General features: G+C 64.1%; 27 protein-coding genes and 1 pseudogene. 10 read left to right on the top strand and 18 right to left on the bottom strand.

What is annotated here, in order from left to right; all coding sequences use genetic code 11:
• Positions 1-69: 69 nt before the first annotated feature.
• A complete protein-coding gene (locus ACJ512_RS16205) occupies positions 70-537 on the top strand; it encodes a DUF732 domain-containing protein (RefSeq protein ID WP_461480130.1) in 468 nt (155 codons plus the stop codon).
• Positions 538-551: 14 nt separating this feature from the next.
• Here ACJ512_RS16205 and ACJ512_RS16200 read toward each other — a convergent pair whose 3' ends face one another.
• Together ACJ512_RS16200 and ACJ512_RS16195 are read right to left on the bottom strand one after the other, a co-directional pair.
• The gene (locus tag ACJ512_RS16200) at positions 552-1,016 is read right to left on the bottom strand and encodes a hypothetical protein (protein ID WP_407688556.1); all 465 of its coding nucleotides are present in this window, start codon (positions 1,014-1,016) and stop codon (positions 552-554) included.
• A gap of 147 nt (positions 1,017-1,163) precedes the next feature.
• The gene (locus tag ACJ512_RS16195) at positions 1,164-1,307 is read right to left on the bottom strand and encodes a hypothetical protein (protein ID WP_407688555.1); all 144 of its coding nucleotides are present in this window, start codon (positions 1,305-1,307) and stop codon (positions 1,164-1,166) included.
• A 240-nt stretch (positions 1,308-1,547) separates the two neighbouring features.
• Here ACJ512_RS16195 and ACJ512_RS16190 point away from each other — a divergent pair, with 240 nt between their 5' ends.
• The 3 genes from ACJ512_RS16190 to ACJ512_RS16180 all read left to right on the top strand — a co-directional run bounded on the left by ACJ512_RS16190 (position 1,548) and on the right by ACJ512_RS16180 (position 3,325).
• Complete coding sequence (locus tag ACJ512_RS16190) at positions 1,548-1,727, top strand: hypothetical protein (protein WP_407688554.1); 180 nt, start codon at positions 1,548-1,550, stop codon at positions 1,725-1,727.
• Complete coding sequence (locus ACJ512_RS16185; protein WP_407688553.1) at positions 1,724-3,046, top strand: DEAD/DEAH box helicase; 1,323 nt, start codon at positions 1,724-1,726, stop codon at positions 3,044-3,046. The genes ACJ512_RS16190 and ACJ512_RS16185 overlap by 4 nt, the downstream gene beginning before the upstream one ends.
• Positions 3,047-3,121: 75 nt before the next feature.
• Complete coding sequence (locus tag ACJ512_RS16180; protein ID WP_407688552.1) at positions 3,122-3,325, top strand: cold-shock protein; 204 nt, start codon at positions 3,122-3,124, stop codon at positions 3,323-3,325.
• Between the two features lie 370 nt (positions 3,326-3,695).
• On the opposite strand, the gene ACJ512_RS16175 is transcribed toward ACJ512_RS16180, so the two are convergent.
• The 12 genes from ACJ512_RS16175 to ACJ512_RS16120 all read right to left on the bottom strand — a co-directional run bounded on the left by ACJ512_RS16175 (position 3,696) and on the right by ACJ512_RS16120 (position 15,021).
• Positions 3,696-5,255, bottom strand: a complete 1,560-nt coding sequence (locus ACJ512_RS16175) for an ABC transporter permease (RefSeq protein WP_407688551.1) — start codon at positions 5,253-5,255, stop codon at positions 3,696-3,698.
• A gap of 27 nt (positions 5,256-5,282) precedes the next feature.
• Positions 5,283-6,191, bottom strand: a complete 909-nt coding sequence (locus ACJ512_RS16170; protein WP_407688550.1) for an ABC transporter ATP-binding protein — start codon at positions 6,189-6,191, stop codon at positions 5,283-5,285.
• Between the two features lie 20 nt (positions 6,192-6,211).
• The gene (locus ACJ512_RS16165) at positions 6,212-6,820 is read right to left on the bottom strand and encodes an HXXEE domain-containing protein (RefSeq protein ID WP_461479762.1); all 609 of its coding nucleotides are present in this window, start codon (positions 6,818-6,820) and stop codon (positions 6,212-6,214) included.
• A 153-nt stretch (positions 6,821-6,973) separates the two neighbouring features.
• Entirely contained in the window at positions 6,974-7,384 is a 411-nt protein-coding gene (locus tag ACJ512_RS16160; RefSeq protein WP_407688548.1) for a DoxX family protein, read from the bottom strand.
• Entirely contained in the window at positions 7,381-8,214 is an 834-nt protein-coding gene (locus tag ACJ512_RS16155) for a TetR/AcrR family transcriptional regulator (protein WP_407688558.1), read from the bottom strand. Before ACJ512_RS16155 ends, ACJ512_RS16160 begins: the two co-directional genes overlap by 4 nt.
• 96 nt (positions 8,215-8,310) lie before the next feature.
• Positions 8,311-9,132 carry an SDR family NAD(P)-dependent oxidoreductase gene (locus tag ACJ512_RS16150; protein ID WP_407688547.1) on the bottom strand — a complete coding sequence of 274 codons (822 nt, stop codon included), beginning with the start codon at positions 9,130-9,132 and terminating at the stop codon, positions 8,311-8,313.
• 72 nt (positions 9,133-9,204) lie between these two features.
• Positions 9,205-9,696, bottom strand: coding sequence for a hypothetical protein (locus tag ACJ512_RS16145; protein ID WP_407688546.1), 492 nt, complete (start codon positions 9,694-9,696; stop codon positions 9,205-9,207).
• Positions 9,697-9,728: 32 nt separating this feature from the next.
• Complete coding sequence (locus tag ACJ512_RS16140; RefSeq protein ID WP_407688545.1) at positions 9,729-9,968, bottom strand: hypothetical protein; 240 nt, start codon at positions 9,966-9,968, stop codon at positions 9,729-9,731.
• Positions 9,969-10,297: 329 nt separating this feature from the next.
• Entirely contained in the window at positions 10,298-10,966 is a 669-nt protein-coding gene (locus tag ACJ512_RS16135) for a hypothetical protein (protein WP_407688544.1), read from the bottom strand.
• Between the two features lie 220 nt (positions 10,967-11,186).
• On the bottom strand, positions 11,187-12,212 hold the full coding sequence (locus ACJ512_RS16130) for a TniB family NTP-binding protein (RefSeq protein ID WP_407688543.1): 1,026 nt from the start codon (positions 12,210-12,212) through the stop codon (positions 11,187-11,189).
• Entirely contained in the window at positions 12,200-14,284 is a 2,085-nt protein-coding gene (locus ACJ512_RS16125; RefSeq protein ID WP_407688542.1) for a Mu transposase C-terminal domain-containing protein, read from the bottom strand. The genes ACJ512_RS16130 and ACJ512_RS16125 overlap by 13 nt, the downstream gene beginning before the upstream one ends.
• Complete coding sequence (locus ACJ512_RS16120) at positions 14,284-15,021, bottom strand: TnsA-like heteromeric transposase endonuclease subunit (protein ID WP_407688541.1); 738 nt, start codon at positions 15,019-15,021, stop codon at positions 14,284-14,286. The genes ACJ512_RS16125 and ACJ512_RS16120 overlap by 1 nt, the downstream gene beginning before the upstream one ends.
• 533 nt (positions 15,022-15,554) lie before the next feature.
• Here ACJ512_RS16120 and ACJ512_RS16115 point away from each other — a divergent pair.
• The 5 genes and pseudogenes from ACJ512_RS16115 (at position 15,555) to ACJ512_RS16095 (ending at position 20,067) form a co-directional block, all read left to right on the top strand.
• Positions 15,555-15,836 (top strand): type II toxin-antitoxin system Phd/YefM family antitoxin, encoded by a 282-nt coding sequence (locus ACJ512_RS16115; RefSeq protein ID WP_407688540.1) that lies wholly within the window; start codon positions 15,555-15,557, stop codon positions 15,834-15,836.
• Positions 15,836-16,108, top strand: coding sequence for a type II toxin-antitoxin system RelE family toxin (locus ACJ512_RS16110; protein WP_407688539.1), 273 nt, complete (start codon positions 15,836-15,838; stop codon positions 16,106-16,108). The genes ACJ512_RS16115 and ACJ512_RS16110 overlap by 1 nt, the downstream gene beginning before the upstream one ends.
• A 351-nt stretch (positions 16,109-16,459) precedes the next feature.
• A pseudogene (locus tag ACJ512_RS16105) lies at positions 16,460-16,780 on the top strand (macro domain-containing protein); the annotation flags it as partial.
• Positions 16,781-16,942: 162 nt separating this feature from the next.
• A complete protein-coding gene (locus tag ACJ512_RS16100) occupies positions 16,943-17,920 on the top strand; it encodes a hypothetical protein (protein ID WP_407688538.1) in 978 nt (325 codons plus the stop codon).
• Between the two features lie 419 nt (positions 17,921-18,339).
• Positions 18,340-20,067 carry a macro domain-containing protein gene (locus ACJ512_RS16095; protein WP_081343674.1) on the top strand — a complete coding sequence of 576 codons (1,728 nt, stop codon included), beginning with the start codon at positions 18,340-18,342 and terminating at the stop codon, positions 20,065-20,067.
• Between the two features lie 555 nt (positions 20,068-20,622).
• Here ACJ512_RS16095 and ACJ512_RS16090 read toward each other — a convergent pair.
• The gene (locus tag ACJ512_RS16090) at positions 20,623-21,705 is read right to left on the bottom strand and encodes an IS110 family RNA-guided transposase (protein ID WP_461479761.1); all 1,083 of its coding nucleotides are present in this window, start codon (positions 21,703-21,705) and stop codon (positions 20,623-20,625) included.
• 112 nt (positions 21,706-21,817) lie between these two features.
• Here ACJ512_RS16090 and ACJ512_RS16085 point away from each other — a divergent pair, with 112 nt between their 5' ends.
• On the top strand, positions 21,818-22,798 hold the full coding sequence (locus ACJ512_RS16085; RefSeq protein WP_070354064.1) for a hypothetical protein: 981 nt from the start codon (positions 21,818-21,820) through the stop codon (positions 22,796-22,798).
• Positions 22,799-23,422: 624 nt separating this feature from the next.
• Here ACJ512_RS16085 and ACJ512_RS16080 read toward each other — a convergent pair.
• The 3 genes from ACJ512_RS16080 to ACJ512_RS16070 form a co-directional block, all read right to left on the bottom strand.
• Positions 23,423-23,848 carry a hypothetical protein gene (locus ACJ512_RS16080; protein WP_234796089.1) on the bottom strand — a complete coding sequence of 142 codons (426 nt, stop codon included), beginning with the start codon at positions 23,846-23,848 and terminating at the stop codon, positions 23,423-23,425.
• 159 nt (positions 23,849-24,007) lie between these two features.
• Positions 24,008-24,940 (bottom strand): S1C family serine protease, encoded by a 933-nt coding sequence (locus ACJ512_RS16075; protein WP_407689185.1) that lies wholly within the window; start codon positions 24,938-24,940, stop codon positions 24,008-24,010.
• Positions 24,915-25,430: a T3SS (YopN, CesT) and YbjN peptide-binding chaperone 1 gene (locus ACJ512_RS16070; RefSeq protein WP_070354038.1), complete on the bottom strand. Its 516-nt coding sequence runs from the start codon at positions 25,428-25,430 to the stop codon at positions 24,915-24,917. The genes ACJ512_RS16075 and ACJ512_RS16070 overlap by 26 nt, the downstream gene beginning before the upstream one ends.
• Between the last annotated feature and the right edge of the window lie 5 nt (positions 25,431-25,435).

The raw sequence follows: 25,435 nt of genomic DNA, 5'->3' as shown, positions 1-25,435 counted from the left end.
GCACCCCAGCGAAATCGGCGTTGGCGATCCTCGGAATCGTCGTCGCGCTGGGGGGGTGCGGCCCCGGCGATTGCTGACCCGGATGATCCGTCGCGGCAGCCGGCGCCGGCTCCGGCCGCCAAGGGGGCGCCCGGGGCGTCGACGCGCATCCAGGCCGAGCCGCCGCACCCGGCGGCGCCGCAACGGCCCGCCCCCGCGGCAAAGGGTGCGCCGGCGCCGCCACCCGCACCCCCGAAGCCGGCAAGAGCTCAGCCCGCGCCGGCATCACCGGCGCCGCGGGCCCCGGCGCCGCATCGACCGGCGCCCAGTGCTGACCAGGTCTACCTCAAACTGGCCGCGCAGATTCCCGGCGTCACCGTCACAGACCCCAAGGTGGCGATCGCCACCGGCCATGCCATGTGTACGGGACTGCAGTACGGGGAGAGTCCCGCCGATGCCGCTGCCGCAACCGCGAGCAACACGAACACCACGCCCGCGCAGGCGCGCGCAGCCGTCAACGCTGCGATCACCGCGTACTGTCCGCAATATCGGCGTTAGGGCCCAGCGCCGGTTCAGAGCGCGGCGATGAACTCCGATGTGTAGTACTCGGACGGTGTCTGCGAGTTCTGCGACGGGCGCTCGACGAAGACCCACGCACCGGTGGTATTCGGTGACAAAGCGTCCCGCAGCGCCAGTGTCGCTGTCCCGGTCGGATCGGTGTCCATCACACCGGTGGTGACCCCGGCGCTTCCGGCCGTGCACGACACCGACGAACTCGGCGCCTGAATCAACCGGACGGTGTAGTGGACTCCGGGTTCGGCAGCCACGAGATGGACATGGGCTGTCACGGTTTGCGTTGCGTCCCTGCCGATTACGGCATGCGCGGTGCCATGGCCCTTCGACTGCATGTTGATTGCCGGGGTGAAGTCGCACGCCCTGAACTTCTGGGTGAGGGGCACCAAAGTGCTTGCGCCGGCGGGGCTTGCCGCCGCTTCGCCGCCGGCGGTCCACAGCGCCGCAGCTGCGGCGCTGCCCATCGACAGCGCGGTGAATTTGTGGTGGGGCACCCCACGATTGTGTGGTGCAAGGACGGCCCCGTCGCGCGGATGTGATCAAGCCCGCTCACCGCCGCGATAGTGACGCAGGCGACGCAACCGCCCCGCGAAAACTTCGCCCTGACTACCTCAGTGTCGTTCTTTGGCACGCGCTCCGGCGTCGCCGTTGGGCCGATCCGAGAAGACCGGGTGTTCGACGGGCTTCCCGGAGACCTCGCCCGAGGCGACGCATTCGGGCGCTTCGGGGTGGGAAAACAGGTTCGAGTTGTCCATGTGTGTCCTTACGAAAGAGGAGGTCGGCCGGTTCGCATCGGCGGCCGGACGACGATCGAATCGCACGCTGATCTCTTTTCTAGTGCGCCGACGATTCGCGATGACCGCTGACAGGCGGTTCGTCTTCAACCGTACAGGCACCGGGCGGGCGCCGCGCGCAACTCTTCGCCCCGACGCGCACCGAGCCGCTATGCGCTATGCTGGTACCAATGTTGGCCGTCCTACGGCGGCCGGCACGTCGTGAAACGCTTCTTCATCCTTCCGGCGTCCGCCCCATCGAGTGGTTGGCGCACAGAATCCGGCGCAGTTCGTATCGCGGCGATCGATTTTGCCCACCGGCAATCTCGCCACTTTGTGCTGACCGAACGCGCGCATCTCGCCGCCAACTCGGCACCACCGATGCTGAAAGACATCCAGTGACTACAGGCATGACATTTGCCGATCTCCGCGTGGGCGAACCACTCATCGAAGTGCTCGCCGCCCGCGGGATCAGCCATCCGTTTCCCATCCAGGTCGAGACGCTTCCCGACACCCTCAGCGGCCGAGACGTCCTCGGCCGCGGCAAGACGGGCAGCGGCAAGACGCTCGCCTTCTCGATTCCTCTGGTCAGCAGGCTGGCCGGACACCGGCGCCGTCCGTCCCACCCGACGGGTCTGATCCTGGCCCCGACCCGGGAACTCGCCACCCAGATCACCGCCACGCTGGAGCCGCTGGCCGCCGCCAACGGGCTACGTGTGACGACGATCTTCGGCGGCGTGTCGCAAAGCAGGCAGGTGGCGGCGCTGAAGTCCGGCGTCGACGTCGTCGTGGCCTGCCCCGGCCGGCTCGAAGACCTGATGAAGCAACGTCTGATCAGCCTCGACTCCGTCGAGATCACGGTGATCGACGAAGCCGATCACATGGCCGACCTCGGCTTCCTTCCCGGCGTCACCCGCATCCTGGCGGCCACGCCGATGGGCGGCCAACGGTTGCTGTTCTCCGCGACCCTCGACAACGGCGTCGACAAGCTCGTCAATCGGTTCCTGCGCGACGCGGTGCTGCACTCCGTCGACGGCTCCGACTCGCCGGTGCCCGAGATGACCCACCACGTGTTCCACGTCTCCGACGCGCAGGCCAAGAAGGAGCTGGTCCACCGGCTCGCCTCCGGCTCGGGTCGCCGCATCCTGTTCATGCGCACCAAGCATCAGGCGCGCAAGCTCGCCCGGCAGCTCACCGAATCCGGTGTCCCGGCTGTCGACTTGCACGGCAACCTGTCTCAGCCCGCGCGCGACCGAAACCTGGCCGCTTTCAGCGCCGGTGACGCGCGCGTGTTGGTGGCGACCGACATCGCCGCGCGCGGTGTCCATGTCGACGGAATCGAACTGGTCGTGCACATCGATCCGCCCGCCGAGCACAAGGCGTACCTGCACCGGTCCGGGCGCACCGCGCGGGCCGGCAACGCCGGTGACGTCGTGACCGTCGTCCTGCCCGAGCAGCGCAAGGACACGCACGCGTTGATGCGCCGTGCCGGCATCCGCGTCACACCGCAGGAGGTCACCGTCGACTCGGCCGCCGTGCATGCGGTGGCCGGGGACGTGGCGCCGCAGCGCGCCCCCGCGCCGAAGCAGGTCGTCCCTGCGTACGCCTCGCAGCAGCGTCCGGCGCAGCCTCGCCGCTCCGGTCCGGCCGGCCGCAGGCGCAGTCGCCGCCCGGCTCGCTCCCAGGGTTCGTCGCCGCAGCGCGACAACAACCGTCAATAAATAGCACGGCTCGTGCTACGTTGATCGCGCGGATATTTTAGGTATATCCGCATTTGAAATGAGAGAAGAAAGTAAATGGCACAGGGGACTGTGAAATGGTTCAACGGTGAGAAGGGCTTCGGCTTCATCACCCCGGACGACGGCGCGAAGGACCTGTTCGTCCACTACTCGGAGATCCAGGGCAACGGCTACCGTTCGCTCGAGGAAAACCAGCGTGTTCAGTTCGAGGTTGCGCAAGGCGCCAAAGGACCTCAGGCAGTGGGAGTCTCTGCCGTCTAGGTAACTCCAAACGTGACAGTGGGCTGGTGCGGTTGTTCCGTACCAGCCCACTGGCCTTTCTGCACTTCTCGTGTTCCCGGCGGGCTGTCGGCGTGCGCCACAGCACAATTCGTCACCGTGACGTATCGGAACCCGGCGGGCTGGGTATGTGCGTTGTCCGTTGCCAGACGATTTGAGGCGGATTCGGCCCGCTGACCTGCAGTGCTCCAAGTAGGTTGGCAGAGCTGTAGTCCGCGTTTGCCAATTTATCTGGGGTATGACGTGTTCTGTAATAGCGGCCGGGTCTGCTGGCTGCGCGGCATGGTATGGGACCAACTGTGGTGTTCTGCTGGATTAGCCCGCCCCGTTCGGCAGCCCCTCTTCGAGGTGGTCAGGCGATGTCGCGGTGCCGGAATCCGGTGAAGGCGGTCGTTGTGAGCACGGCGAACACCCCGATTACCGCGGCCAAGCCGGTCCAATTCGGCTGTGCTGCTGTGACATTGGGGACATGGTGCAGCGGGCTGATGCTCAAGGCCCATTCCGGGAGCTTGAATGTGGGTCCGAGGATGGTGAGTGCGAACGCGGCCAGGACGGACATCCATCCGGCCAGGCGCAGGGCGGGGCGGGCTCCGACCGCGGCGGCGGCCACCGCGATCAGTGTCCATACCGCCGGTATCGTCACGAACCCTTGGGCGAGCACATCACCGAACGCCACACTGGTATCTGCGGCGAGAACGCCGATCACGGCGGCGGCGATGAGCAAGAACACCGCGGGTGCGAGGTAGGCGACGGTGAGGTTGGCGGCCAGGTAGGTGCCACGGCGCAGCGAGCCGGCCAGCAGAGGTTCGACGCGGAAGTCGTCTTCTTCCACCACGATCCGGTTGACGATCTGCACTCCGGCGATAGCGGCGATCAGCCCCGCCATCTGCAGGATGGTGACCAGGAACGCGAAAACCAGATTCGACGTGGTGCCCCCGTTGGCGGCGAACACGTCACTGAGGGATTCGTTGGCCCCGAGCAGGTCGGTGATCGAGCCGGCGAGGTAACCGAAGATCACCCCAAGTCCGGTGAACGCGATCACCCAGGTGATCAGCGATGCACGGTTGAGGCGCAGTGCTAGCCCCCACACATTCGATGTCATCCCACCGCGGTCGGGCCCGGGGCGCGGCCCGATGATTCCGGCGCCGAAGTCACGGCGGTGGTCCAGGATGAAGGCGACACCGATCAGGACAGCCGACAAGGCGAGGGCGGCCAGTAGCGGCCAGGGATTGTTGTCGGTGGCGGGGCGGACATGTTCAAGCCAGCCGAACGGGGTGATCCACGACGCCCAGCCCGGGGCGTCGATGGTGTCGATGAACCCGCGCAGCACAAAGCAGATTCCGAGAACACCGATGGCGATGCTGCTGGCCGAGCGGGCTTCTGAGCCCAGTTGCACAGCGACGGCGGCCACGCCGGTGAACATCGCGCCCGAGGCGCTAAACGTCGCCGCCAGCAGTAGCGATGGCACCACCGCGCCGCCGACGGCGATGGTGATCAGGAAACACACCACACCCAATACCAGCGAGGCGACAGCGGCCAATGCGACCGCCACTGCCAGGCGAGCCTGGCGCCCCAGCACCCCAGAGGCCAGCAGTTCGGCCTGCCCGGAGTCCTCGTCGGCGCGGCTGGTCGATACCACGGTCAGGATCGCCATCAGTGCAGCGAAGAACGTACCGAGGGCTCCGGAGCGCCACGCGTTGAACCCGTCGTTGGTGAGCAGGTCGTGGGCGGGACCGAAGATCAGTGACAGCGCTGGGTTTCCGCCCAGCGCGGCCGCCAGCGGCATGCGGTCGGCGACATCGGGAAAGATCAACCGGTAGGCCAGGATCGAGGATGCCGACAGCGCACTGACCCCGACGATCCACGGGCCGATGCGCCGCGCGTTGATTTTCGCCGTGACCGGCAGTAGCACCCCCGCCGGTAATCGCGACAGCCGGGCTCACCGGCGTTGCCCGTCAGTGCTGTATTGCTGGAGGAACAGATCCTCCAGGGACGGCGGAGTCACGGTGAGTGCGGTGATGTCGTAGTGCACCAGTTCGGCCATGGCCACGTTGATGGCGCCGTTGTCCAAGGTGGCGGTCAGCCGGTTACCGTCCAGCCGCGGATAGCGGATGCTGCGAAGCTGGCGCAGATCGTGTGGCGGGCGGCCCAAGGTCGCGGTGATGGTCGTGCGGGTTTGGCCGCGCAGCTGATCGAGGGTGCCCGTCTGCACCACCTGCCCGTTGCGGATGATGCTGACCCGGTCAGCCAGCGCCTCGACTTCGCTGAGGATGTGACTGGACAGCAACACGGTGCGTCCGCGAGCCTTGTCGGCGGCGATCTCCTGCTGAAACACCGACTCCATCAACGGATCCAACCCGGAGGTCGGTTCGTCGAGAATCAGCAGCTCCACATCGGAGGCCAAGGCCGCGATGATCGCGACCTTCTGCCGGTTGCCCTTGGAGTACTGCCGGCCACGTTTGGTGGGGTCCAGTTCGAACCGCTCGATCAAATCCGCACGACGGGCCTCGTTCAACCCGCCGCGCAGGGTGCCCAGCAGGTCGATCGCCTCACCGCCGGAAAGCGCCGGCCACAACACCACATCGCCGGGCACATAGGCCAGCCGGCGGTGCAGCTCGACGACGTCGCGCCACGGATCACCACCGAGCAGCGACACGGTTCCGGCGTTGCGGCGCAACAGTCCCAACAGCACCCGGATGGTGGTGGATTTGCCCGCCCCGTTCGGGCCGAGGAACCCATGCACCTCACCGGCAGCCACTGACAGGTTCAGACCGTTGAGCGCGGTGAAGGCCCCGAACTTTTTGACCAGACCCTCGATGTGGATCGCCGGGCCGTATTGTCGTGTCACTGTGTGCCTTTGTGTCGATGTCAGGGCGCGGTCGCCGCAGTGGGAATCTGAGCCGGTGGCCATTTGCGGCTGGCCGCCAACGGCAGCAGCAACAACAGGACCGGGGCTATGCTCTGGATGATGATGGCCAGGGGCAGCGAGATGCTGTCATTCGACAGCGCGAGCAGCAGTGCCAGCAGAACGGCCTGGGCCAGAATCGAAGCCACCACAATGGCGACGAGGATCGGGTAGCTCAGCAGTTTGTTCTTGCCGAAGAAGGTGACAAACACCCACACCGACAGCGGAATGAAAATCGCTGCGGCCGTCAGTGTTCCCGGTGAATATCCCATCGGGGTGAAGGCGCCGCCGATATGGCTCAGGGCGTTGGTGAACAGCAACCCGAGCCCGGTCAGGCCGACCGCCGGGTTGCGGCGACACCACCGTGCGGCGATCGGCAGCGCGATCCAGATGAACGGGATGTTGACCGCCACAAAGAACGACGGGGCCAGCGGGCAGCCGTCGACAGAGTCGAAACCGTATTGCGCGCACGCGGTAACCGGGAAGTGGAATGCGCGGCCTTTGGCGTCGATGCCGTATTCCTCGAAGTTATGCAGCAGGTAGGCCGCCACCATCAGCCAGGCCAGCCACACCGGATCTCGCCAGCGCGACACCCCCGGCCGGTCACGAAGCGTGTTGGTGAGAAACACCAGCAGGAGCAGGACGATCGCGGCACCCAGCCCGACTGAGCTCCAATAGCGTTCAAACCACTCCCACATGGCAACGTCCTCTCCGGGCTCGGGTGCTCAGTTCGGCAACTGATGCTGCTCGGCGGCCGGCGGTCGGGTGGCCCACCAGGTCGCCGCAGCCACCAGCATTTGCGCGGGTATACGGGCGATGACCAGCTTGGGGTTCACACCGAGTGCGCGCATCTGCTCAGGGTGTCGGGTCTGGGCGAACGCGGCCGGCAGAGTCGGCACCAGCATCGCCAGGTTGGTCCAGCGGGCAAGCCCGCGCAGGCGTGGGATGAACATGCTGATCCCGCCGACGAACTGAATCACGGCAGTGACAGCACTGATCGGCTTGCGCCACTTCGACATTGATTCGGGCACCAGGTTTTCGAAGAATTCGTGTTTGACGACGTGTGCGATACCGGCGCCGGTGAACGCCGTGCCCAACACGATGCGGGCAGTGCGGGTCGGATCTGGGGTGCTCACGTTGTTACCTTCTTTCGAGATTTGGACTTGGTGGTCGTGGTAGTTGTCGGTGGTGGGACAGCAACTGCCCGCAGGAACGCATCTGCGAAGATGTCGCAGACGCCATCGAGGTCGGGCAGCTCGATACCGGCAATCGAGCCCACGGTGGGCCGGGTCAGCATGTGAACCGACAGTGGGGCGATCAGCAATTGCAGCAGCACGATCACCGGCATGTCCCGGATGCGGCCTGCCGCAATCTCGGCGGTCAGCCACGCACCGATGCTGGCCAGTAAGCGAGGAGCGTTGTGGCCCAGCAGGTTCTGGATGGCCGGGCTGTCCGGGCGGGCCAACGCCTCAGCCAACAAGGCCAGGGCGACTCGGGGTTCATCGGCCAGGGTGTGGGCGATCATGCCGTACAGGTGGCGCACCGTGGCGGCCAGGTCGCCGTGGTCGGTGTCGAAGAAATCCTCGATCTGCAGCAGTGGGCTGTGTCGTTCGAACAGCGCCCGCAGCAGCTCGTCACGGCCGCCGAACACCGCGTACAGGCTGTGCACCGAGCATTGTGCCTCGATGGCGATGGCTTCCAGGGTGGCCGCCGCCAGCCCCTGGCTGTCGATCAAATCCGCGGCAGCGTCCAACGCGCGGGTACGTACCGGGGCCTGGCCACCGGGATCCACCCCAGCGGCCCGGACCGCGGCGTCTAACGTCGCGCGGGTACCGCCCATGCGGCGAATCAGAGTGGAACGCGAGATCCCGGCCTCGCGCGCGATCGCGATCACGGGGACGTCGGCGACATCTTTGCCCAGCGCGTCGGCGGCATGCAGTGCGGCCTGCACCAAATCGTCGGCCACACTCGGCGGACCCGGCGGCGACTGCAGTGCATTCATCGTGAACCTCTGTTCTCTCGCTATTGAGGTGAAAGGCGTTGCAGCTCACTCATGGCCGCGTTACTTCTTGGCCTGCTGCATCATTTCGAGCATGTGGTTGCGTCTTTCATTGGTGAGATATGCCGCGGCGGAGAACCATCCGCCGTCGACCACGATGTCGGTGCCGGTGATGTAGGAGGATTCGTCGCTGGCAAGGAACAGTGCTGTGTTGGCGATTTCCTCCGGCTTGCCCATGCGGCGCAGCAGCACAGTCTCGTTCATCTGCTGGTCGACCACGGCCTTCATTGCGGGGTTGGATTGCATGGGGGCCGTCATTTTCGTGGCGATGAATCCGGGCTGGATGACGTTGCAGCGGATGCCCCAGTCGGCGTAGATGTAGGCCGCCGAGCGTGACAGGCCTTCCAGTGCCCACTTCGACGATGAGTAGGCGGTGGAGAATGTTCCCGAAAGTCCGCCGACCGAGCCGATATTGACGATCGAGCCGCCACCGGAGTCACGGATCAGCGGTGCGCAGGTCTGCATCCCGACCATCGTGGCGGTGACGTTGATCTCGAAGACTTTGTTCCACGCCTGCAGGTCGACGTCGGGCAGCATCACCAGCTCGTTGCTTCCGACGACGTTCATCAGGATGTGCAGTCCATCGAACTGGTCCTTGGCTTGCTGGACGGCTGCCTCCCACTGTTCGTGCTCGGTGATGTCCAGGGATACGTACGCTGCCTTGCCGCCGGCGTCGGTGATCTCCTGCAGGATCGGGTCGGCGAGTTCTTGGTGGCGTGCGGCGACCAGGACGGCGGCGCCTTCCTTGGCGAACAGGCGGGCTGACGCGCCGCCCATACCTCCGGTAGCGCCGGTGACCAAGGCGACCTTGCCCTCAAGCCTCATTTCACATCTCCTGACTGTCGGGTGTCATCGACTTCTCGGTACCGGTGTTGTTGAGGTGAACGGCGTTGTAGCTCAGTCATGATTGCCCAGCATCATCAGCTGAATGGCCCCCGACGGCACTCCCACCCAGTCGGTGGCCTCGATCTGGTGGTACAGCTCACGCAGTTCAGCGCGCATCGCCGGGATCTGCTCACGGGGCGCATCGGTGGCATGGAAGGAATAGCTCGGCAACGTAGCGTTCGGATCCACCTGTTCGCCGGCGCCGACACGCGCTTGCATCGCTTCGAGCAGCCTGGTGTGGATCGCGACGTGCTCGGGGGCGCCCAAGGCCCACTCCTTGAACAACTCGAAGGTCGGGAAGGTGTAGAACCACAGCGTCAAACCGTCTTCTTCGCCCACGCCCAGGAGCTTTGGGCCGATGATCGGGAAGCCATCGGTGATGTTGTGCCACGACAACATTTTTCCCGGCTTGATCCAGTTCTCTTCGATCGCCGTGACTTCGGCGCTGACATCCAGTTTGGCCAGCCACTGCGGACATGGGCCGATCTGACCACGCAGAAACATTGGCTACTCCACTTCTGTTGCAGTGTGGTTGATTACAGGTATGGGAAATGGGCGTCGACGTCCTCGCGTAGCACCTTGGCCACGTCGGGGAACAGTGCCCACCGTTCCTTGTAGAGCTCGATGATCTTGTCCGCGGTATCGTCGGGCTCGTCGGGTGTGATGATGTCGAAGGACCGCACCCGCGCGACCGTCTCCTTGAGGTGCGTTGCCTCGTCCTCGCCATGCGGGGAGCGCATGTGCACCGCGTAATCGTCGATGCTCTTGAATTTCACCCACGCGGCATCGTGGAATCCGTCGTCTGGATGGCCGCCATAACGACCGGCTGACCCGTCTTCGATATACGGGGCGGCCGCAAAGTGCGCGTTGAGCATCCTCGCGAACTCCTCGAACTGTTCAGTGGACGGCTTATTTCGATACCCGTGGTATGCGATGTGAAATATCGCCACTCCCACACTCCTTCCGAACACACTTTGTCTGTCTGTCGGCGCCTGGTCGGCCACACAACTGGAACACTACTCAGTGTAATCCGTATCCGAGTATCACCACAAGAGCTTGGCTACAGCCGACGCCGGCTGCCGCTACGCCCCGAGTTGTGTGATCGTCATTTCCGGTAGCAACTCGGAATTCTTTGTCGTGCAAGGCGTGTCTGGAATGTTGGCCGCGGTCGGCCATCGGATTGGCACATACTGGCGGCGACGATCCGCCGGTCGCCGATCCATTGTTCGAGCGGTTGCCGCTGGGTGCGATAGTCCGGGAACCGGGTGGCCACGCGGGTATAGACCCAATCGATCGCCCGATGTCGAGCAAGGGTTGCCGCGGGCGTATTCAGGATCTTGCGGCTGCCGTCGGCCAGGATGCTCGCCAGGTCGATGAGGTCGGGATATGCGCGGATGTAGGTGTCGGCGCAGGTCGTGGCCGTCGACAAGGTGTTCGACGGGGTGGCGGTCCACCACCGCAGGATGCGGGTGGCCTCGGCCAAGGTGACGGCCGCGGCGTCGCCGTGAATGCGATGTAGGCGGGCATGGCGTCGCGCGGCGGTTAGGAGCGCGGGTGCACCGCGCAAGTCACGTTGATCGTCGACGGTGCGGTTGCCCGGGCCGATCCACCGGTAGTGACGGTGGCAGACGGTGAGGTGATCGGGAAGCCAGCAGTAGACCGGTTCGGTGACACCGCGGCGCGCCATGCAGAATCGGCAGGCCGGCCGAGCGTGGTGTCGTTGCCTGCTCAGGTCTCGGTCGCGTTCGCTCAGTCCGATCAGCCGGGTCTGCAACAGGTGCACCGGGTGATCGCTAACGGTAGCCAGCCAGTCGGGCTGCGGATGGCAGCCGATGCGTGCGTCGGTCAGGTAGCGCCGCAGCCGGGTGGGTTCGAGATGGTTGGCGTGGGCGAGCCGGTCGATGTAGGACGCGACGGTTTCGCGGTGAAACGGGACCACAGTTCGGGGCAGCGCTGCTGGTGGACCCTGCGGCCATGCCGGCACGGTTGTCGTGTCAGCTGGCATGGCGTCGCGATGATGTTTGGGCGGCGTAGTCGATGAGTACGGTGTCCATCAGTGCCCTGGTGACGCTTTCGGTTTCATCGAGCATGCTGCGGATCGCCGCCGAGCGGATCAGGTGGGCGAGGCTGCCGATCATGCCGCCGGTGCGTTGATGCAAGTATTTGGCGTCAGCAACGAGAGTTCCTGCGGTGTGGCAGTGCAGGCGCAGAGTGCCTTCCATCGCGGCCACCAGTGACTTCCATTCGCTGGCGTAGGGGAACGGGCTGGTGTTGATGACTCCGCAGCGTCCGGCCAGCTGTCGACCGCGAGTGCCGGTGAAGACCCCGGAGCGTTCGACATCGATGCCGGCATAGACGAACGTGGCGGGCAGGTGTTCGGTGAAGTACTTCAGATGATCGGACAGTTCCTCGCCGGCGCGGGTGTCGAGGTTGAGATTGTGGATCTCGTCGACGATCACGATGTCGGTGCGGGCGTCGATAAGAACCCGACAGACCGCGTCGGAGATGTCGGTGACGTTCATCCGCGGCTGAATCATCGGTAAGCCGAGGAACCGGGCGAACTCCATCGCGAGCTTGCGGGGTGAGCCTTTGGGCGGGGCGGTCACATAGACCACCGGGATGCGGGACTTGTCGCCGAACCGGGTGCGGATCCTCAGTTCGTGAAAGCGGCCAAGCTGTTTGACCGCGGTGGTCTTGCCGGTGGCCGCGTCCCCGGACACGATCAAGCCGCGGCGGGCGCCGATCTCGCGCTGATTGAGCAGGGTCAACAGCCGCCCTTCGTTGGTGATGCGTTGGATCGCCGAGGTCGTGACCACAACCAGTTCACTGTGATGGGCCACGCGTGCTTCGTTGTAGCTGGTCCGTTCCTCATCGGACAGGGCGGACCACTGGGCATCGGGCAGCAACTCGAATTGGGGTGGGTCGGCGTCGACGAACCGGCGCCATCCCTCCAGGGTGGTGGTGGGTTGGCGGCGGTCCTCCAATTGGCTGACCGGCGTGTAGGTGTTCACAGCCGCCACTGCTCTGCCTCCTTGCGTGCGTCGAACACCGGCAGCGGGATTACCTGCGCGGTCGACGTGTCCTCGGCATCCTCATCGGGCCCCGGCCAACGGTCATCGTCAGTGGCCGGCTCGGTGATATCGGGCCGAGGCCACGACGGTTCCGCGGTTGCCCGTGCCCGCCCGGCGACGCGGCGATCCTTGCGGTCGCGTGGCGAGGATGGCGGCCCTTGGGCGGCGCGGTCGAGCAGGTCGTCAGCCACCCGGGCGATCTCGGCTTCCGTGGCGCGATCTTGGCCCCGCTGGGTCAGCGCGGTGCGCGCGTGCTGCCACAGTGCGTCGCCGAACGGCACCGGGCTGGTCCGCAGGTGAGTCCACGTCGCAGCCAGCCATCCGTCGTCGTGATGGTTGCGCACCCAGATCCGCGACACGTCGTAGGGGTCGTAATGCACTTCCCACTGACCTTTTCTGGACTCCACACCGGAATGCTGGCGTCGGTACCGGTTGAGCGCCTTGGCGTCGTAGGTGCGGTTGTTGACCCGAATGCCGTAGGAGTTGATGGTCCGCCAGCACGACGGCAGCAGCTCGATGTAGTCGTCGGCCGACGACGGCACCGGAACATAGCCGGCGACCTCCACCATCGCGGCGTACTTCTCGTTCGGCGTCATCGCCGTTCCCGGCGTGACGGGATCACGTAACCCGTCATGGGGCCTGTTCTGCCAGACCGCGACGATCCACTCATCGAGCAGGGCTTGCAGTTCCACGATCGGCCACACTGCGTCCTGCTCGGCCTTCGGGCCGCGCCGTTCCACGCTGGAGCCGACATATCCGGCGACATGCTGGGCGAACAGGGTCGCCACTGACTGCAGGGTGCGCTCGATCTTGGGCTTGTCGGTCGGTGTGTCCGGGTGAGCTGGCTGCAGATTGATCCCCAACGTGGCGCATGCCTGTCGAAACGTCTGCGACAGATAGGCTTTCCCGTGGTCGCACACGATTGTTTCGGGGGCGATCACCGGGCGGGCGGCCGCGTCGGCCAGCCGCTGATCGATATCTGCCAGATGCCGGTGCGGCAGCACAGACCGCGACATCCGCAGCGCATCTGACCAGCCTGGTCGCATCGGTTCCGGTGTCAACGCCCGGGCCAGTAACAAGGCCGCATCGACCGCCTTGGTCGTGGGTCGCAGCACCGCGGACGGAATCGAGCGGGTCGCGTTATCGACCATGCCGGTCAACTCGACGCGGTCGGTGGTGCCGTCATCGAGAACCACGCGCACATCCAAAGGGGTGGAGTCGATCTCGACCATCTCGCCGGGCCGGGCCACCGTCAGCACACCGAACGGGCCGTCTGGCTGCTTGGACAGTGAACGCCGGGTGCGTGCTGAGCCGAACGTGTGCCGACCTTCCGACAGCCTCTTGACGAGGCGGTAAAACGTTCGCTGTGAGGGCATCGCCGGTGCATCGTCGGCGCCATACTGCGCGATCAATTTCTTGGCCACACGTCTCTGCAGGCGGCTGACCGTGCCGGTGGACACCTCGGTCTCATCCTCGATGACCTGGCGCATCGCTGCGATCAGGCGCTCATCGGCATTGCCGAATACCTGGCGCTGCGGGATGTGACGGCGGTCGACCACTCCAAGCAGGCCGTCGCGCTCATAAGCAAACCGTTGACGCTGCAGCGTGTTCAGGCTGACCCCGTGACCAGCGGAACGCAGTTCGGCCAGCTTGGCCAACTCACGCTGACGCAAGGAATGCGCCGACGGATCGAACTCCGCTCGGGGACGAGTGCCCGGATCTGCATCTGGACGCCGACCTGTCAGGATCTCCATCACATGTTGTTCCCACCATCGCGCCCGTTCAGCGGCTGCATCGGGCACGCCAGCGAGAACTTCCTCCGAACACATCGGTGGACGCGACCCCGAGACCAACTCCAACGCGGGATCGCCCAGCAGCTGTGAAATCGGGATAATAGTCTGCTCGCCAACGGCATCGGCGAGTCGGGCAGCACCACCGGATAACGTCACAACGGTGAAAAGTCCATCAGATAACCGAATTTCGTCGCCTTCGCGCACCACACCGAACCGGGTGCCGGTCATCACGGTGTCGCAAGTCCGACCATTGTGTGCCCGCTGAGCACACCCGATGAAAGGTCAGCCACCAACCGACCGTGCCAGAGCATATGAAAAAGTACTGGTAACACCATGATTGCGTTGCCGACCGATCGCGTACCCTCCATCAGCGGACGCGTGCATCCAAACGTTGCCTCCAACGCCGCTGCGATGCCAGGGCGATGCGTTCGTGGATGCCGATAGCCAGACAGCCATCGAAGATTCGCCGCTTTAACCGGATCGAGAGCGCCTACCCGGCGATACTCCCAACCCACCAAGGCGCACGCATCATGCGATCGGCCGAACAGCTCAGCATCCCCAACTGATATCCGGTCGTCGGCACGAACATCGATAACTACTGCTGATCCATCAGCCAAGCGCACGAAATAGTCAGGGGCATGGCGTCTTCCGTCACTCCAATGAAACCAGAACGGCTGCGACAGGACACCAACGACTGCGGCATCTGCGTCGAACGCCATCAAATGGTCCCGCTCCAACCAAGACTCGTAACCCACATGCTCACGAGTCGTCGAAAACCACCACAGACCTGGGAAATTCGTCTGACCACGAAACGACGAGAAGCCCCGCACCGGCGAGCAGTCGCATTCGAACCGAACCGTCGAACACTGCGCGAGCGACGAACGCAAACGACCTCCGGCAGTCTCGAACTCAAGCTCGACACCACCGACGATCTGCGGCCAAGAAGCCGCCAGCGCTGCGCGCACGAAAACAACGGTACGCGCGTTACCCCAGATAACCTGACAAAGACACGCCGATGCCTCAACTAGGTTGGCAATACCTCAGACCTTTTGGCAACGGACATGCGTCGACCGTCATGTTCCAGCGCGGGGCTTCAATGGCCCGGCGCCAGAACATGATTCGTCACTGTGACGTATTGCGGGTGGCGGGGGGTGGCCCGGACGGCCACGACTCATTTTCACCTGAGCGAAGCCGCACCTGCCGGTCGGGGGTTCGCCACCTGATTGGGGGATGCGCACTGCCTGGGTGTCCTTGAACTGTGCCCACTCGTTCGAGCCGGGCCTTCGGTTGATGGCCTCCACCGAAGCGAGCTGGTAATGGTGCGTGTTCAAGGGGGCGCGAATTCCTGCCCAGGGAAGTGGATGGGGTCATTGGCCAAGCGCCGGCCACCTCGCTAGAGGTGCTGCTGCGGCCCGGTGACCTCTTCGAGGGCCTGGTGTGAGGCCGTCGGTCTTAATTTAAGCCTGAAGCTGGCTTATATTCAGGCTAACATGGAGACGTGCGAATACTTCCGATTTCGAAGATGAAAGACAAGCTCAACGAGTACGTCGATGCGGTCGCCAAAACGCAAGACCAAATCACCATCACCAAGAACGGTGCGCCCGCGGCGGTGCTCGTCGGCGCCGAGGAATGGGAATCACTTCAGGAGACGCTGTACTGGCTTTCCCAGTCCGGGATCAAGGAATCGATCGCCGAGGCCGACGCCGACATTGCCGCTGGGCGCACTTACGACGAGGACGAAATTCGTGCCGAGTTCGGCCTGCCTCGGCGCCCCGGCTGATGCAGCCGGCGGGTTACACGGTTCGATTCACCGGCACCGCGCGGCGTGACCTGCACAAGCTGCCGCCGCGCGTGCTCTCGGCCGTGATTGAGTTCGCATTCGGCGACCTAGCGCACGAACCACGCCGCGTCGGCAAGCCGCTGCGGCGTGAACTCACCGGGCTGCATAGCGCCCGGCGCGGCTCATACCGCCTGTTGTACCGGATCGACGAGGACCGCTCACTGGTGCTGATTCAGCGTGTCGATCATCGCGCAGATGTTTACAGGCGATGACGACGGCAGTCTCACCGATCGGATCTCGGGCAGAGCGGGTTGCTGCATCGCGATGAGCGCGTCGACCAATGATTTGAAGCTGTGGGGCGACGACGCCGATGTCGGGGTTGGTTGAGTAATCGCGTTGTCCGTGTCAGATTGCAGGCTACCGACGCCAGCGGCAGCTGCTGACCTGCACGGCAGAGGTATAGCGAAATCCCCTCAGCTGTCAATTTGCAGCTAACCGCGACCAGGGGTGATCGAAGATCCCGAAGGGATACCGGGATGGTCACGGACGGGTTCGGGGCCAGTCAGTCGCCGCCGTAGCCGTCCACCAGGTTGACGTCGGTGCCCAGATGCATACTGGGCTGCGTGCTGAGAATCACCGCGGTTTGTGGCGACATCACCGCGCAGGAGGTCGACGCCGTGGTTAATCCCGCGAACTCTGCTATACGCGGGGGTGGCGGCGCGGATGGCGCGATTCATCGCGCGGGAGGCCCCGCCATCCTGCGTGACTGCGTCGAGCGGTTCCCGAACGGATTGGCTACAGGTGACGCCGACTGGACGACAGCAGGCGACCTGCCGGCCGGGTGGGTTATTCACACGGTCGGCCCGAACTACAGCACTGGACAAACAGACCGTTCGCTGCTGGAGTCCTGCTACCGCCGGGCCGTGGAAGTCGCAGCCGAATTGCGTCTCCGAAACCCGCACCACGAGTGTGCAATCCGACCGAATCTGAAAAGATTCGACGCCCCGGGCCTTGCACACCGTCCGATACCTCGGTGAATGTCGAGTGGCGCAAGGTGTCAGTGCCTGGTGCTATCCATAGTGCAGTACGCCTAGATGGAGGTAGTCATGACGCACAGCGCGCCGGTAAGAATTGTCCGTGACCAGCTTGTGCTGGGTTCGGTGACGGTGAATTTTCAGCGGACGCTGCGGATCCCCGAGACGGGGTTGCATCCGCTGCCGCCGGGTCTGGGCCGGTTTCCGCTGCGGCGGGTCACGGACTACCCCGACACCGCACCAGCGGAGTGGCTTTCTCGTGGCGGGGTGATGCTGCCGATCTACCAGCGTGAGGCCGTGTGGCTGTCATTCCATGCTTCTGAACCCGCTGCTCTGCAGGTCGGTGTGGGGAAGGTGTGCGCGGTCAGCGGTCTGCCGTGGATCGAGCACCTGGTCAAAGACCCGCAGAATTACGTGGCGCTGCCCCAGCAGCCCTGGCTGGACGGCATCAACTCGGGGGATGGGTTCATTCGCCAGTTCGTAGCCGTGCCAATGGGTTCGGGCGCCACAGTCGAAGGACAGGTCACCGGGCAGGAGACCCATGGCGGAGTCCAACTCCGCGCCGTCGGTCTGACCGAGCAGGCGCTTGCGGAATGGCACGCAGCACAGGCGTTGCGCACGGCGTGCTGCGAGGGCCTGACGGACGGCGGTCCACTCCCGGCGCCCTCGGCGAGCATGGGGCTGGGGGCCGGCGGGCGGATGCGGCAGGAGGTGTACTCGGATCATCGCCCCCTCGCCGACTACGACGAGGACGACGCCCGGCGGGTCTTCGTCCACCTGTGTTCGGCCGCGCAGTGGACCGCCATCACCGGAGAGGTGCCGCCCTCGACCCCGGTCGACCGGGACGCCTACGTGGACGCCGGGCTGCCGTGGTTCGACTATTACGACGCCGACGCGCAGGACCTCGCACCGTCCAAGATCTTGTCGAACGTCAAGAGTGTAGGCAAAAAGCTTGGCACCGAAGAGGATTCGTTTGTGCCCGTCGACCCGGAGACGGTGGTCACCATCGGCGGGGTCAGCCCCGACGTAGTCGCTGACGGGGAGTGGTAGCCCGTTCGGTCTCGTCAGCCGGAAGTTCGCACGCTGCGGGGTCGACACTCTGCACTGATCGGGGCACCCATGGATGAACCAGCGCCGGCCCCAAAGCTACCGGTGCGAAAATTTGGACAGCTCCCAGATCTGCATGCTCCCGAAGACTTTGACGAACCGCTTACAGACGCCGAAAACGTTGTCTGGGAAGCTGATTCAGTGTCAGTTTGCAGATGACCCTCGCCGACGGCAGCTGCTGACCTGCACAGCAGAGATAAAGCGCAAACCGCTCAGCGCCAATTTTGCAGCTAACCGCGGCCAGGGGTGATCGAAGATCGCGAAGGGATGCCGGGATGGTCACGGACGGGTTCGGGGCAAGTCCGCCGCCGCCGTAGCCGTACACCACGTTGACGTCGGTGCCCAGATGCATACTGGGCTGCGTGCTGACAATCACCGCGGTTCGTGGCGACATCGCGGAGCAAGAGGTTGACGCAATAGTCAACCCCGCGAACACCGCTATGCGCGGGGGTGGCGGCGCGGATGGCGCGATTCATCGCGCGGGAGGCCCTGCGATTCTGCGCGACTGCGTCAAGCGGTTCCCCGACGGACTGGCCACAGGTGACGCCGGTTGGACGACAGCAGGCGACTTGCCTGCCCAGTGGGTCATCCACACCGTCGGCCCGAACTACAACACTGGGCAGAGAGACCGTTCGCTTCTTGAATCCTGCTACCGCCGGGCTTTGGAAGTTGCTGACGAACTCGGCGCTCGCATCATTGCCTTTCCGCTCATCAGCACAGGCGCCTTCGGCTGGCCACGGCAAGATGCGATCGCCGCCGCGATCGAAACCATTGCCGCCGTCAACACTCGTGTCGAGGAGGTGCGACTGGTGGCCTTCGACTCCGAGATACACGAGCAAGTGCTAATGCATTTGGCTTCGTCGACCCCGATTCGCATCTTGCAAGGGGTTCAGGTCCTGCATCAGCGCGGCTACCATCGATTGCGCATTTTGCCGGGAGTGAGTCCCTCAGGGATGTACTGGCGCGTCGCTATCACCGCCGCTGACAATCTGATGGACCATGTGAGCTTCCCACACGTCATCGACCTCGACACCGCACTGCAGTATTCGACGGGCGGACTTACCGAATTCGCCGGGAGTGAGGTGACCGTGACAACCAGACCCGAATCGGTCGCCGAACTGATCCTGAACGAACTGCCTGGGACCGCTCCGACCGATGACGATCCCGCCTACGTTTCCTGGTTCGCCGAACTCATGCGCCTGGTCGAGCAATTCCAGTTGCCACCCGTCGCATACGCCGAATACTTCGACGCCAGTGCGGGGTGGGAGATCGGCTGGGGAAGCGGCATCAGTCATCCTCGCCCGCCCGAGCCAGCCGCCATTGCCCCAAGGAGATCCGCTCCGATGCCATCACTGCCATCGACCTCAACGCCGGACGACACGGCGAACGCCCTGCATCGACTCGAGACGATTCTGCAGAAGGCGACGGGGCTGTCCCCGAAAGCCAGCGCGGTGGAAGGAACGCTTATCCCGCGGGGAGACCCGCTGTTGCCCGGCGTCACAATCAAATTCGCCGCCGATCACGTCCGCGGCGCCGACCGCGCAGCTCTATTCTTTGACGATAAGTACGTTCATTTGGGTGTCTGGCCGGCGGAACTCCAGCCGCAATACACGCATATGTACTCGAATTCGGCAAGAGTCGACGCCCTCCTTGAACTGAACACTCACGACGGTTTCACTGTCGAGCCCAACTTTCAACTTGCGCATCGGTTTGCCCAACCGCTTCAACGCTGGTTCCCGACCAGACTGCTGTCCGCAGGCGACTACTTGCGGCAATGGGTCGACGATTTCCATGACGGGCGCGCCGGCGGTCGAACCCGCGATGAGATAGCCGATCCGCGCTTCTTCCAGTGGCTGGTGGAGCGCGGGTACGCCCGCGCAGACGAAGAGGAAAGCCTTCACCAGTGGCTGGACAGTAAGAAAGCCGGCATTCAGATCCACGTCCGCCCTGGCGTGCAGATACTCAGAACCTGGTCGGATGGAGAAGCTTTCGCGATCGACGGTCAGGACGAGTTCGTTGCGCAGGTGCGGGACGCGACTAATCAGATACTGATCGCCCTCGGCCAGGCGCAACTGGATTCCATGAGTTGAGTCACGCCCCTTAACAGCGGGTGGTGTGAATACGCTTTCCATGCAGCGCAGCCGAATCGCGTCTCCGAACTCGCACCGCGAGTGTGCAATCCGACCGAATCTGAAAAGGTTCGACATCCACGGCCTTGCACACCTGTCCGATACCTCGGTGAATGTCGAGTGGCGCAAGGTGAGGTACCGGGGGTCCCGGCCTGCGGCGCGACCCCACGGGTGTCAGTGCCTGGTGCTATCCATAGTGCAGTACGCCCTGATATGGAATCGGTTTTGTCAAGACCGCAGGGGGAAGCGGCGTCCTCGACCGTCGCCGGGGACGCCGCTTCCGTTGACCGAACGGGGACTCTGTGGTGGCGAGCGTGTCGTTTGTCGACGCGTCGTCAAGTCTGATATTCGCGGGTTGGTTACCGCAGGACGGACTGTTCTGCTGGAGTGGATCGCGGGTCTAGAGATCGAGCGTAATCAGACTGCACTGCAACATGATTGCTCATAGGGCGTTCGCGGGTCACTCCCAGGCGCTGCCGCCACCACCGGGTTGTTCGGACAGTTATGGGCCGGTGCTCAGGTGTCGAGCACAGCCAGCGACCAGCACCAGCCGGCCAGTTCCCGGGCGATGGCGGTGTTGGCGACCACGGGGCGCTTCTTGCGGGCATCGAAGGACACCCAGCGGTGGTGCAGACGCCGGTTGGCTTGCTGGCCCCGCGCCCGTGCTGCCGGGCTGGCGGCATCCCAGCGCCGCCGCAGATCTACCCCGGGCCGATACGGTTGACGGTGGTGCCAGGCCGCTTCGATCAGCAACCGGCGGGCATGCCCGTTGCCGGTCTTGGTGATCGATCCCTGCGAGCGTGAATTCCCCGACGTGTACTCGCATGGCACCAGCCCGAGGTAGGCCCCGATTGAGCGCCCGGTCAACCGGCCCCAGTCACCGATCTCGACCGCCAGCCCGAACGCGGTCAACGTCGAGACCCCACGCAAGCAGCCCAACCGCGTGACCACCGGCGTGTAGGCACTGTCGGCGGCCAGTTCGGCGATCGCGGCATCGAGTCGGTCGCGGCGATCAACGGTGGCCAGCATCGTATCCAGGGCGGTGTCGTAAGCCAGCTGCAATGGGGTGGCTTCGAAGCGTTGCGCCCGTAGCCATGCCTCGTGCTTACCGGTCCAAGTCCGCCCGCCGGAGTAGATGATCCCTTGGCGCAGCAGCAGTTTCGATACCCGGTGCCGGGAACTCATCAGATCGCCGCGGCAGTCCTCACGGGCGCGCACCAGATCGCGGGCTGCTTCCTGATCCGCGCTGGGAATCGTGACCGCCACGATTTGTCCCAGATGCAGCAACCGGGCCAGATGCGCGGCATCACGGGCGTCGGTCTTGACCCGATCCCCTGATGGGCGCTGCAGCTTCGACGGCGCAGCCACCAGACACATGACCCCCGCGGCCAGCAGAAACCGGGCCAACCCGAACCCGGTTGGCCCCGCCTCATACGTCACCGCCACCCTGCCCGGCAGCGACCGCAACCATTCCAGGACATCCCGATAGTCCGGGGTCAATCGCCGTTCGAACACCTCCCCGGTGTCCCCGTCCAAGGCGCACGCGACCACTGATCGTGCGTGCACATCCAACCCAACACTCGTACGATGGCGTTTCACTGGGGCCTCCTACATCTGTGGCTCTACCGGCCAGGACCTGATTCCTGTCGGCAACCCACGATCACATGCAGCGAGGCCCCAGCCTGCCCATACCGTCTAGATGGAGGTAGTCATGACGCAGAGCGCGCCGGTAAAGATCGTCAGCGATTCGCTGGTGCTGGGTGCAGTGACGGTGAGTTTTCAGAGGACGCTGCGTATCCCCGAGACGGGGTTGCATCCGCTGCCGCCGGGTCTGGGCCGGTTTCCGTTGCGGCGGGTCGCGGACTACCCCAATACCGCACCAGCCGAATGGCTAGTTCGTGGCGGGGTGATGCTGCCGGTCTACCAGCGCGAGGCGATGTGGCTGTCGTTCAGCGCTTCCGAGCCCGCAGCGCTGCAGATTGGCGTGGGCAAGGTGTGCGCGGTTAGCGGCTTGCCGTGGATTGATCACCTCGTCGGTGACCCGCAGAACTACGTGGCGTTGCCCCAGCAGCCCTGGCTGGACGGCATCAACTCGGGGGATGGGTTCATCCGCCAGTTCGTTGCCGTGCCGCTCGGTTCGGGAGCCACAGTCGAAGGGCAGGTGACGGGGGAGGAGACCCACGGTGGCGTGCAACTCCGAGCTGTCGCTCTGACCGAGCAAGCGTTGGCGGCGTGGCACGCCGAACAGACGCTGCAAGTGATGTGCTGCGAGGATCTTGCGGATGGCGGACCGCTGCCGGCGCCCTCGGGGAGCAGTATGGGATTGGGGGCTGGCGGCCGGATGCGTCAAGAGGTGTACGCCGACGATCGCCCGCTGGCCGACTACGACGAGGATGGCGCCCGGCGGGTCTTCGTCCACCTGTGCTCGGCCGCGCAGTGGACCGCGATCACCGGAGAGGTGCCGCCGTCGACTCCGGTTGACCGGGACGCTTACGTAGAAGCCGGGTTGCCTTGGTTCGACTACTACGACGCCGATGCGCAGGACCTCTCACAGTCCAAGATCTTGTCGAACGTCGAGAGCGTCGGCAGAAAGCTTGGCACTAAGGAGGATCCGTTTGTTCCCATCGATCCGAAGACAGTGGTCGCCATCGGTGGGGTCAGCCCCGACGTAGTCCCTGACGGGGAGTGGTAGCTCGGTTCGTCAGTCAGCCGAAACTCGGTCCCGCGGCAGTACCAGGGCGTTCGAGTTCCCGGTCGTTAAGGGTTCCGCGAACTGGGCCGGTGAGGGGGACCTCATCAAAGTCGAGCTTGCAGGCCCCGGAGCGGACGGCAAGAGCATTTGCGCCAGTACGCCACGGTGGACTGCATGCGTTCATGCGCCAAAGGGCACCTGCACTGCGGAACTGCTCAGGTGGGATGGCAGGCACTGCGCGCCGTGAAATCCCATCGACTGCCTCCTCCCCGATCAGATGGCATGTATCCGGCAGCATGACCTCGCGCCGCGCCGTTCTACTTGTTGCCGGACCCTAGCCCGCCTTGCACGACCCGAATAGGATTGCGCTTCGCGTCATAATACTTCTCAGTGCGTCGATCCGCCTTCCTCTTTTCGCGAAGGTTTTGGCGAGCTTCCGGACTGCGGAGCAATCGCTGGCAGCGCTGGCATATTTCGACCTTGTGCGCCGGGTTCTTCAGATTGCAGAGGCGTGGCGGGTTTTCCGAGTTACTCACTTCTCAGTGGCCCCGACGTCTGATGCCGGATAGCCCGCGCCACGTTGGAGACACGGGACGTGAGCTGAGATAACGCCAAGTCTGGTGCTCATGGACACTCTCCTGCATGCACCAAATAGCAGTAAGGACAAACTTTTTCCGGCTTCTCTGGCTTCGAGGGATCGTTCGCGCCGAGATGGACATGACCGAGAGGCGTCAGCAGAATCTTTGGGTCTAGCTCCCGCAGCTTTGCCAGCTTGGTCTTGATGTGTTGTGTCAGTTCAGGTGAACGCCGGTAGTTCAGCAGTTCGCGATAAAGTCCAGCTTGCCCTTCGGCGTCAGACGGAGCCGGCACAAGTTTGTCGTCCATGGACAAGCGAACCAACCTGCGAACATTGGCAATGCTGTCGGCACTGATCGGTTCCCCTGCTTCGGCGGCCTCTTTCGCCATTTCGGCGTCGGTAAGCCCGCGCAGCATGCCGATCAGCACCTTGGCATAGCGGGTGCGGGGGTGGTCGATCAGGATCTGCTGCATCTCTGCGCGAATTGAATCATGAGGGCATTCGCCAGTAGGGACCATGAACCAACTGTTACATACCGCCGAATTGCTTGAAGTGGGATGAGACGTTCGAAGGTGCATGCGATGCCGGATTCGGGGTGGCACTTCGAAGACACCGATCAACGTTGCCTCCGATCAGCCGAAGGTTCGTACGCTGCGGGGCCGACACTCGATCGAGACTTCGTGGTTACCACGCAGAACCACAACGTTGACCCTTCGGTTGGCGACATCTCTCCGCAATGCGCGCAGCAGGTCATTCTGGGATTGAATGTCGCGATCGCCGACAGCGACTATGGCATCACCGCGCTCGAAAGGGCCTGCTGAATTATCGCGAACAGCGGTCACCACAAGAGCATGGCCACCGGGTGCGCGGTCGACGGCCCGGCGCGCGACGCTGACTCCGAGCGACGCGCGTTCAACTGCTCCGTAGGTGATGAGCTCATGGGCGACCTCAGCGACGGTGTCGGCGGGAACCGCGAAGCCGATGCCGTCCGCCTCGGGTATCGCTGCCGTATTTACTCCGATAACTTGGCCGTCGACGTTCACCAACGGGCCGCCGGAGTTCCCCGGATTGATCGCAGCATCCGTCTGAATGACGTCGAAAATCGCCTGCTTGTCACCTGTTGGCAGGCTCCGCTTCAGCCCGCTCACGATGCCGATGCTGATGCTTTCCGGGAACTCGCCAAGTGGGCTGCCGAACGCGAAGCAGAGTTCGCCAAGTCGAGCCCCCATGGGTGAAATTATCAGTGGCTCAGCGGATTGCGGGTCTACGCGGAGGACCGCTAGATCGGTCAACGGGTCACGGCCGACAACCCGCGCCTCGGTCTGCTGCGCGCCGGGCAACTGAACATAGATCGGCTCGACCATCCCTCCAATCACATGATTGTTCGTGACGAGGTGTTCGGCGTCGTAAAGGAAGGCCGACCCGCCGCCTTCCTCGAAATCGTGGGTTTGTCCCTTGACGATGGCAGTGGAGAGCACAACCCGCTCGGCCAGGTCGATGATCTCGTCACTGAACTGCCGGAGCAACCGCCCCGGTGTGTTAGACATCGAACTCGTCGCCTTCATCGTCGTCGAGCATGGTTCTGCCGCCGAACCGTTTCTGGAGAAGGCTGTCGTAATGGTCCGCGCGGTCGGCTACAAGATCGATGGTGGCCAGAAGTTGCTCGGGGGAGAGTCCATCGAAGATGTACAACTCTGCGGTCAGCACGATTTGAGCATTGTCCGGGTCGACATACGCCTTGGCGAACGGCGTATTCCGATTGATGGTATTCACTGCCGCAAACACCTCGGGGCGCATGGTGAAGTCCTCCAGCAGCGGGGAGAAAATCTCGATGCGCGGCGGATCGTCATCCGCGGTGTGTACGAACACGACTGCGCTGCCGTGGGGGATCGGAATGTCGCCGTCCTCGTCACGCTCTATCGCGTCAACCCTGAACTCGCGCTTGAGTGTTTCTTCGAGCCACTTGTCGAGCTCGCCGGTGCGGTTGTCGCCGCTGGACCCGAATATTCGGCCAAGAAGCGGCGTCGACTGTATCCGTGGTGCGAATCGGGACAACTCAT

Origin of the sequence: Mycobacterium cajalii, from assembly GCF_045809005.2 — a bacterium.
GTDB lineage: Bacteria > Actinomycetota > Actinomycetes > Mycobacteriales > Mycobacteriaceae > Mycobacterium.
The sequence above is the reverse complement of the archived record's forward strand: the minus strand, read 5'-3'. Positions and strand labels throughout refer to the sequence as shown.

What these genes read in the sequence shown, in the direction of transcription:
- ACJ512_RS16125 (WP_407688542.1), bottom strand. Translation starts at nt 14,284, where the DNA reads ATGACCGGCACCCGGTTCGGTGTGGTGCGCGAAGGCGACGAAATTCGG.
- ACJ512_RS16100 (WP_407688538.1), top strand. Translation starts at nt 16,943, where the DNA reads ATGACGCACAGCGCGCCGGTAAGAATTGTCCGTGACCAGCTTGTGCTG.
- ACJ512_RS16075 (WP_407689185.1), bottom strand. Translation starts at nt 24,940, where the DNA reads ATGAAGGCGACGAGTTCGATGTCTAACACACCGGGGCGGTTGCTCCGG.
- ACJ512_RS16110 (WP_407688539.1), top strand. Translation starts at nt 15,836, where the DNA reads ATGCAGCCGGCGGGTTACACGGTTCGATTCACCGGCACCGCGCGGCGT.
- ACJ512_RS16180 (WP_407688552.1), top strand. Translation starts at nt 3,122, where the DNA reads ATGGCACAGGGGACTGTGAAATGGTTCAACGGTGAGAAGGGCTTCGGC.
- ACJ512_RS16200 (WP_407688556.1), bottom strand. Translation starts at nt 1,016, where the DNA reads ATGGGCAGCGCCGCAGCTGCGGCGCTGTGGACCGCCGGCGGCGAAGCG.
- ACJ512_RS16150 (WP_407688547.1), bottom strand. Translation starts at nt 9,132, where the DNA reads ATGAGGCTTGAGGGCAAGGTCGCCTTGGTCACCGGCGCTACCGGAGGT.
- ACJ512_RS16195 (WP_407688555.1), bottom strand. Translation starts at nt 1,307, where the DNA reads ATGGACAACTCGAACCTGTTTTCCCACCCCGAAGCGCCCGAATGCGTC.
- ACJ512_RS16085 (WP_070354064.1), top strand. Translation starts at nt 21,818, where the DNA reads ATGACGCAGAGCGCGCCGGTAAAGATCGTCAGCGATTCGCTGGTGCTG.
- ACJ512_RS16145 (WP_407688546.1), bottom strand. Translation starts at nt 9,696, where the DNA reads ATGTTTCTGCGTGGTCAGATCGGCCCATGTCCGCAGTGGCTGGCCAAA.
- ACJ512_RS16080 (WP_234796089.1), bottom strand. Translation starts at nt 23,848, where the DNA reads ATGCAGCAGATCCTGATCGACCACCCCCGCACCCGCTATGCCAAGGTG.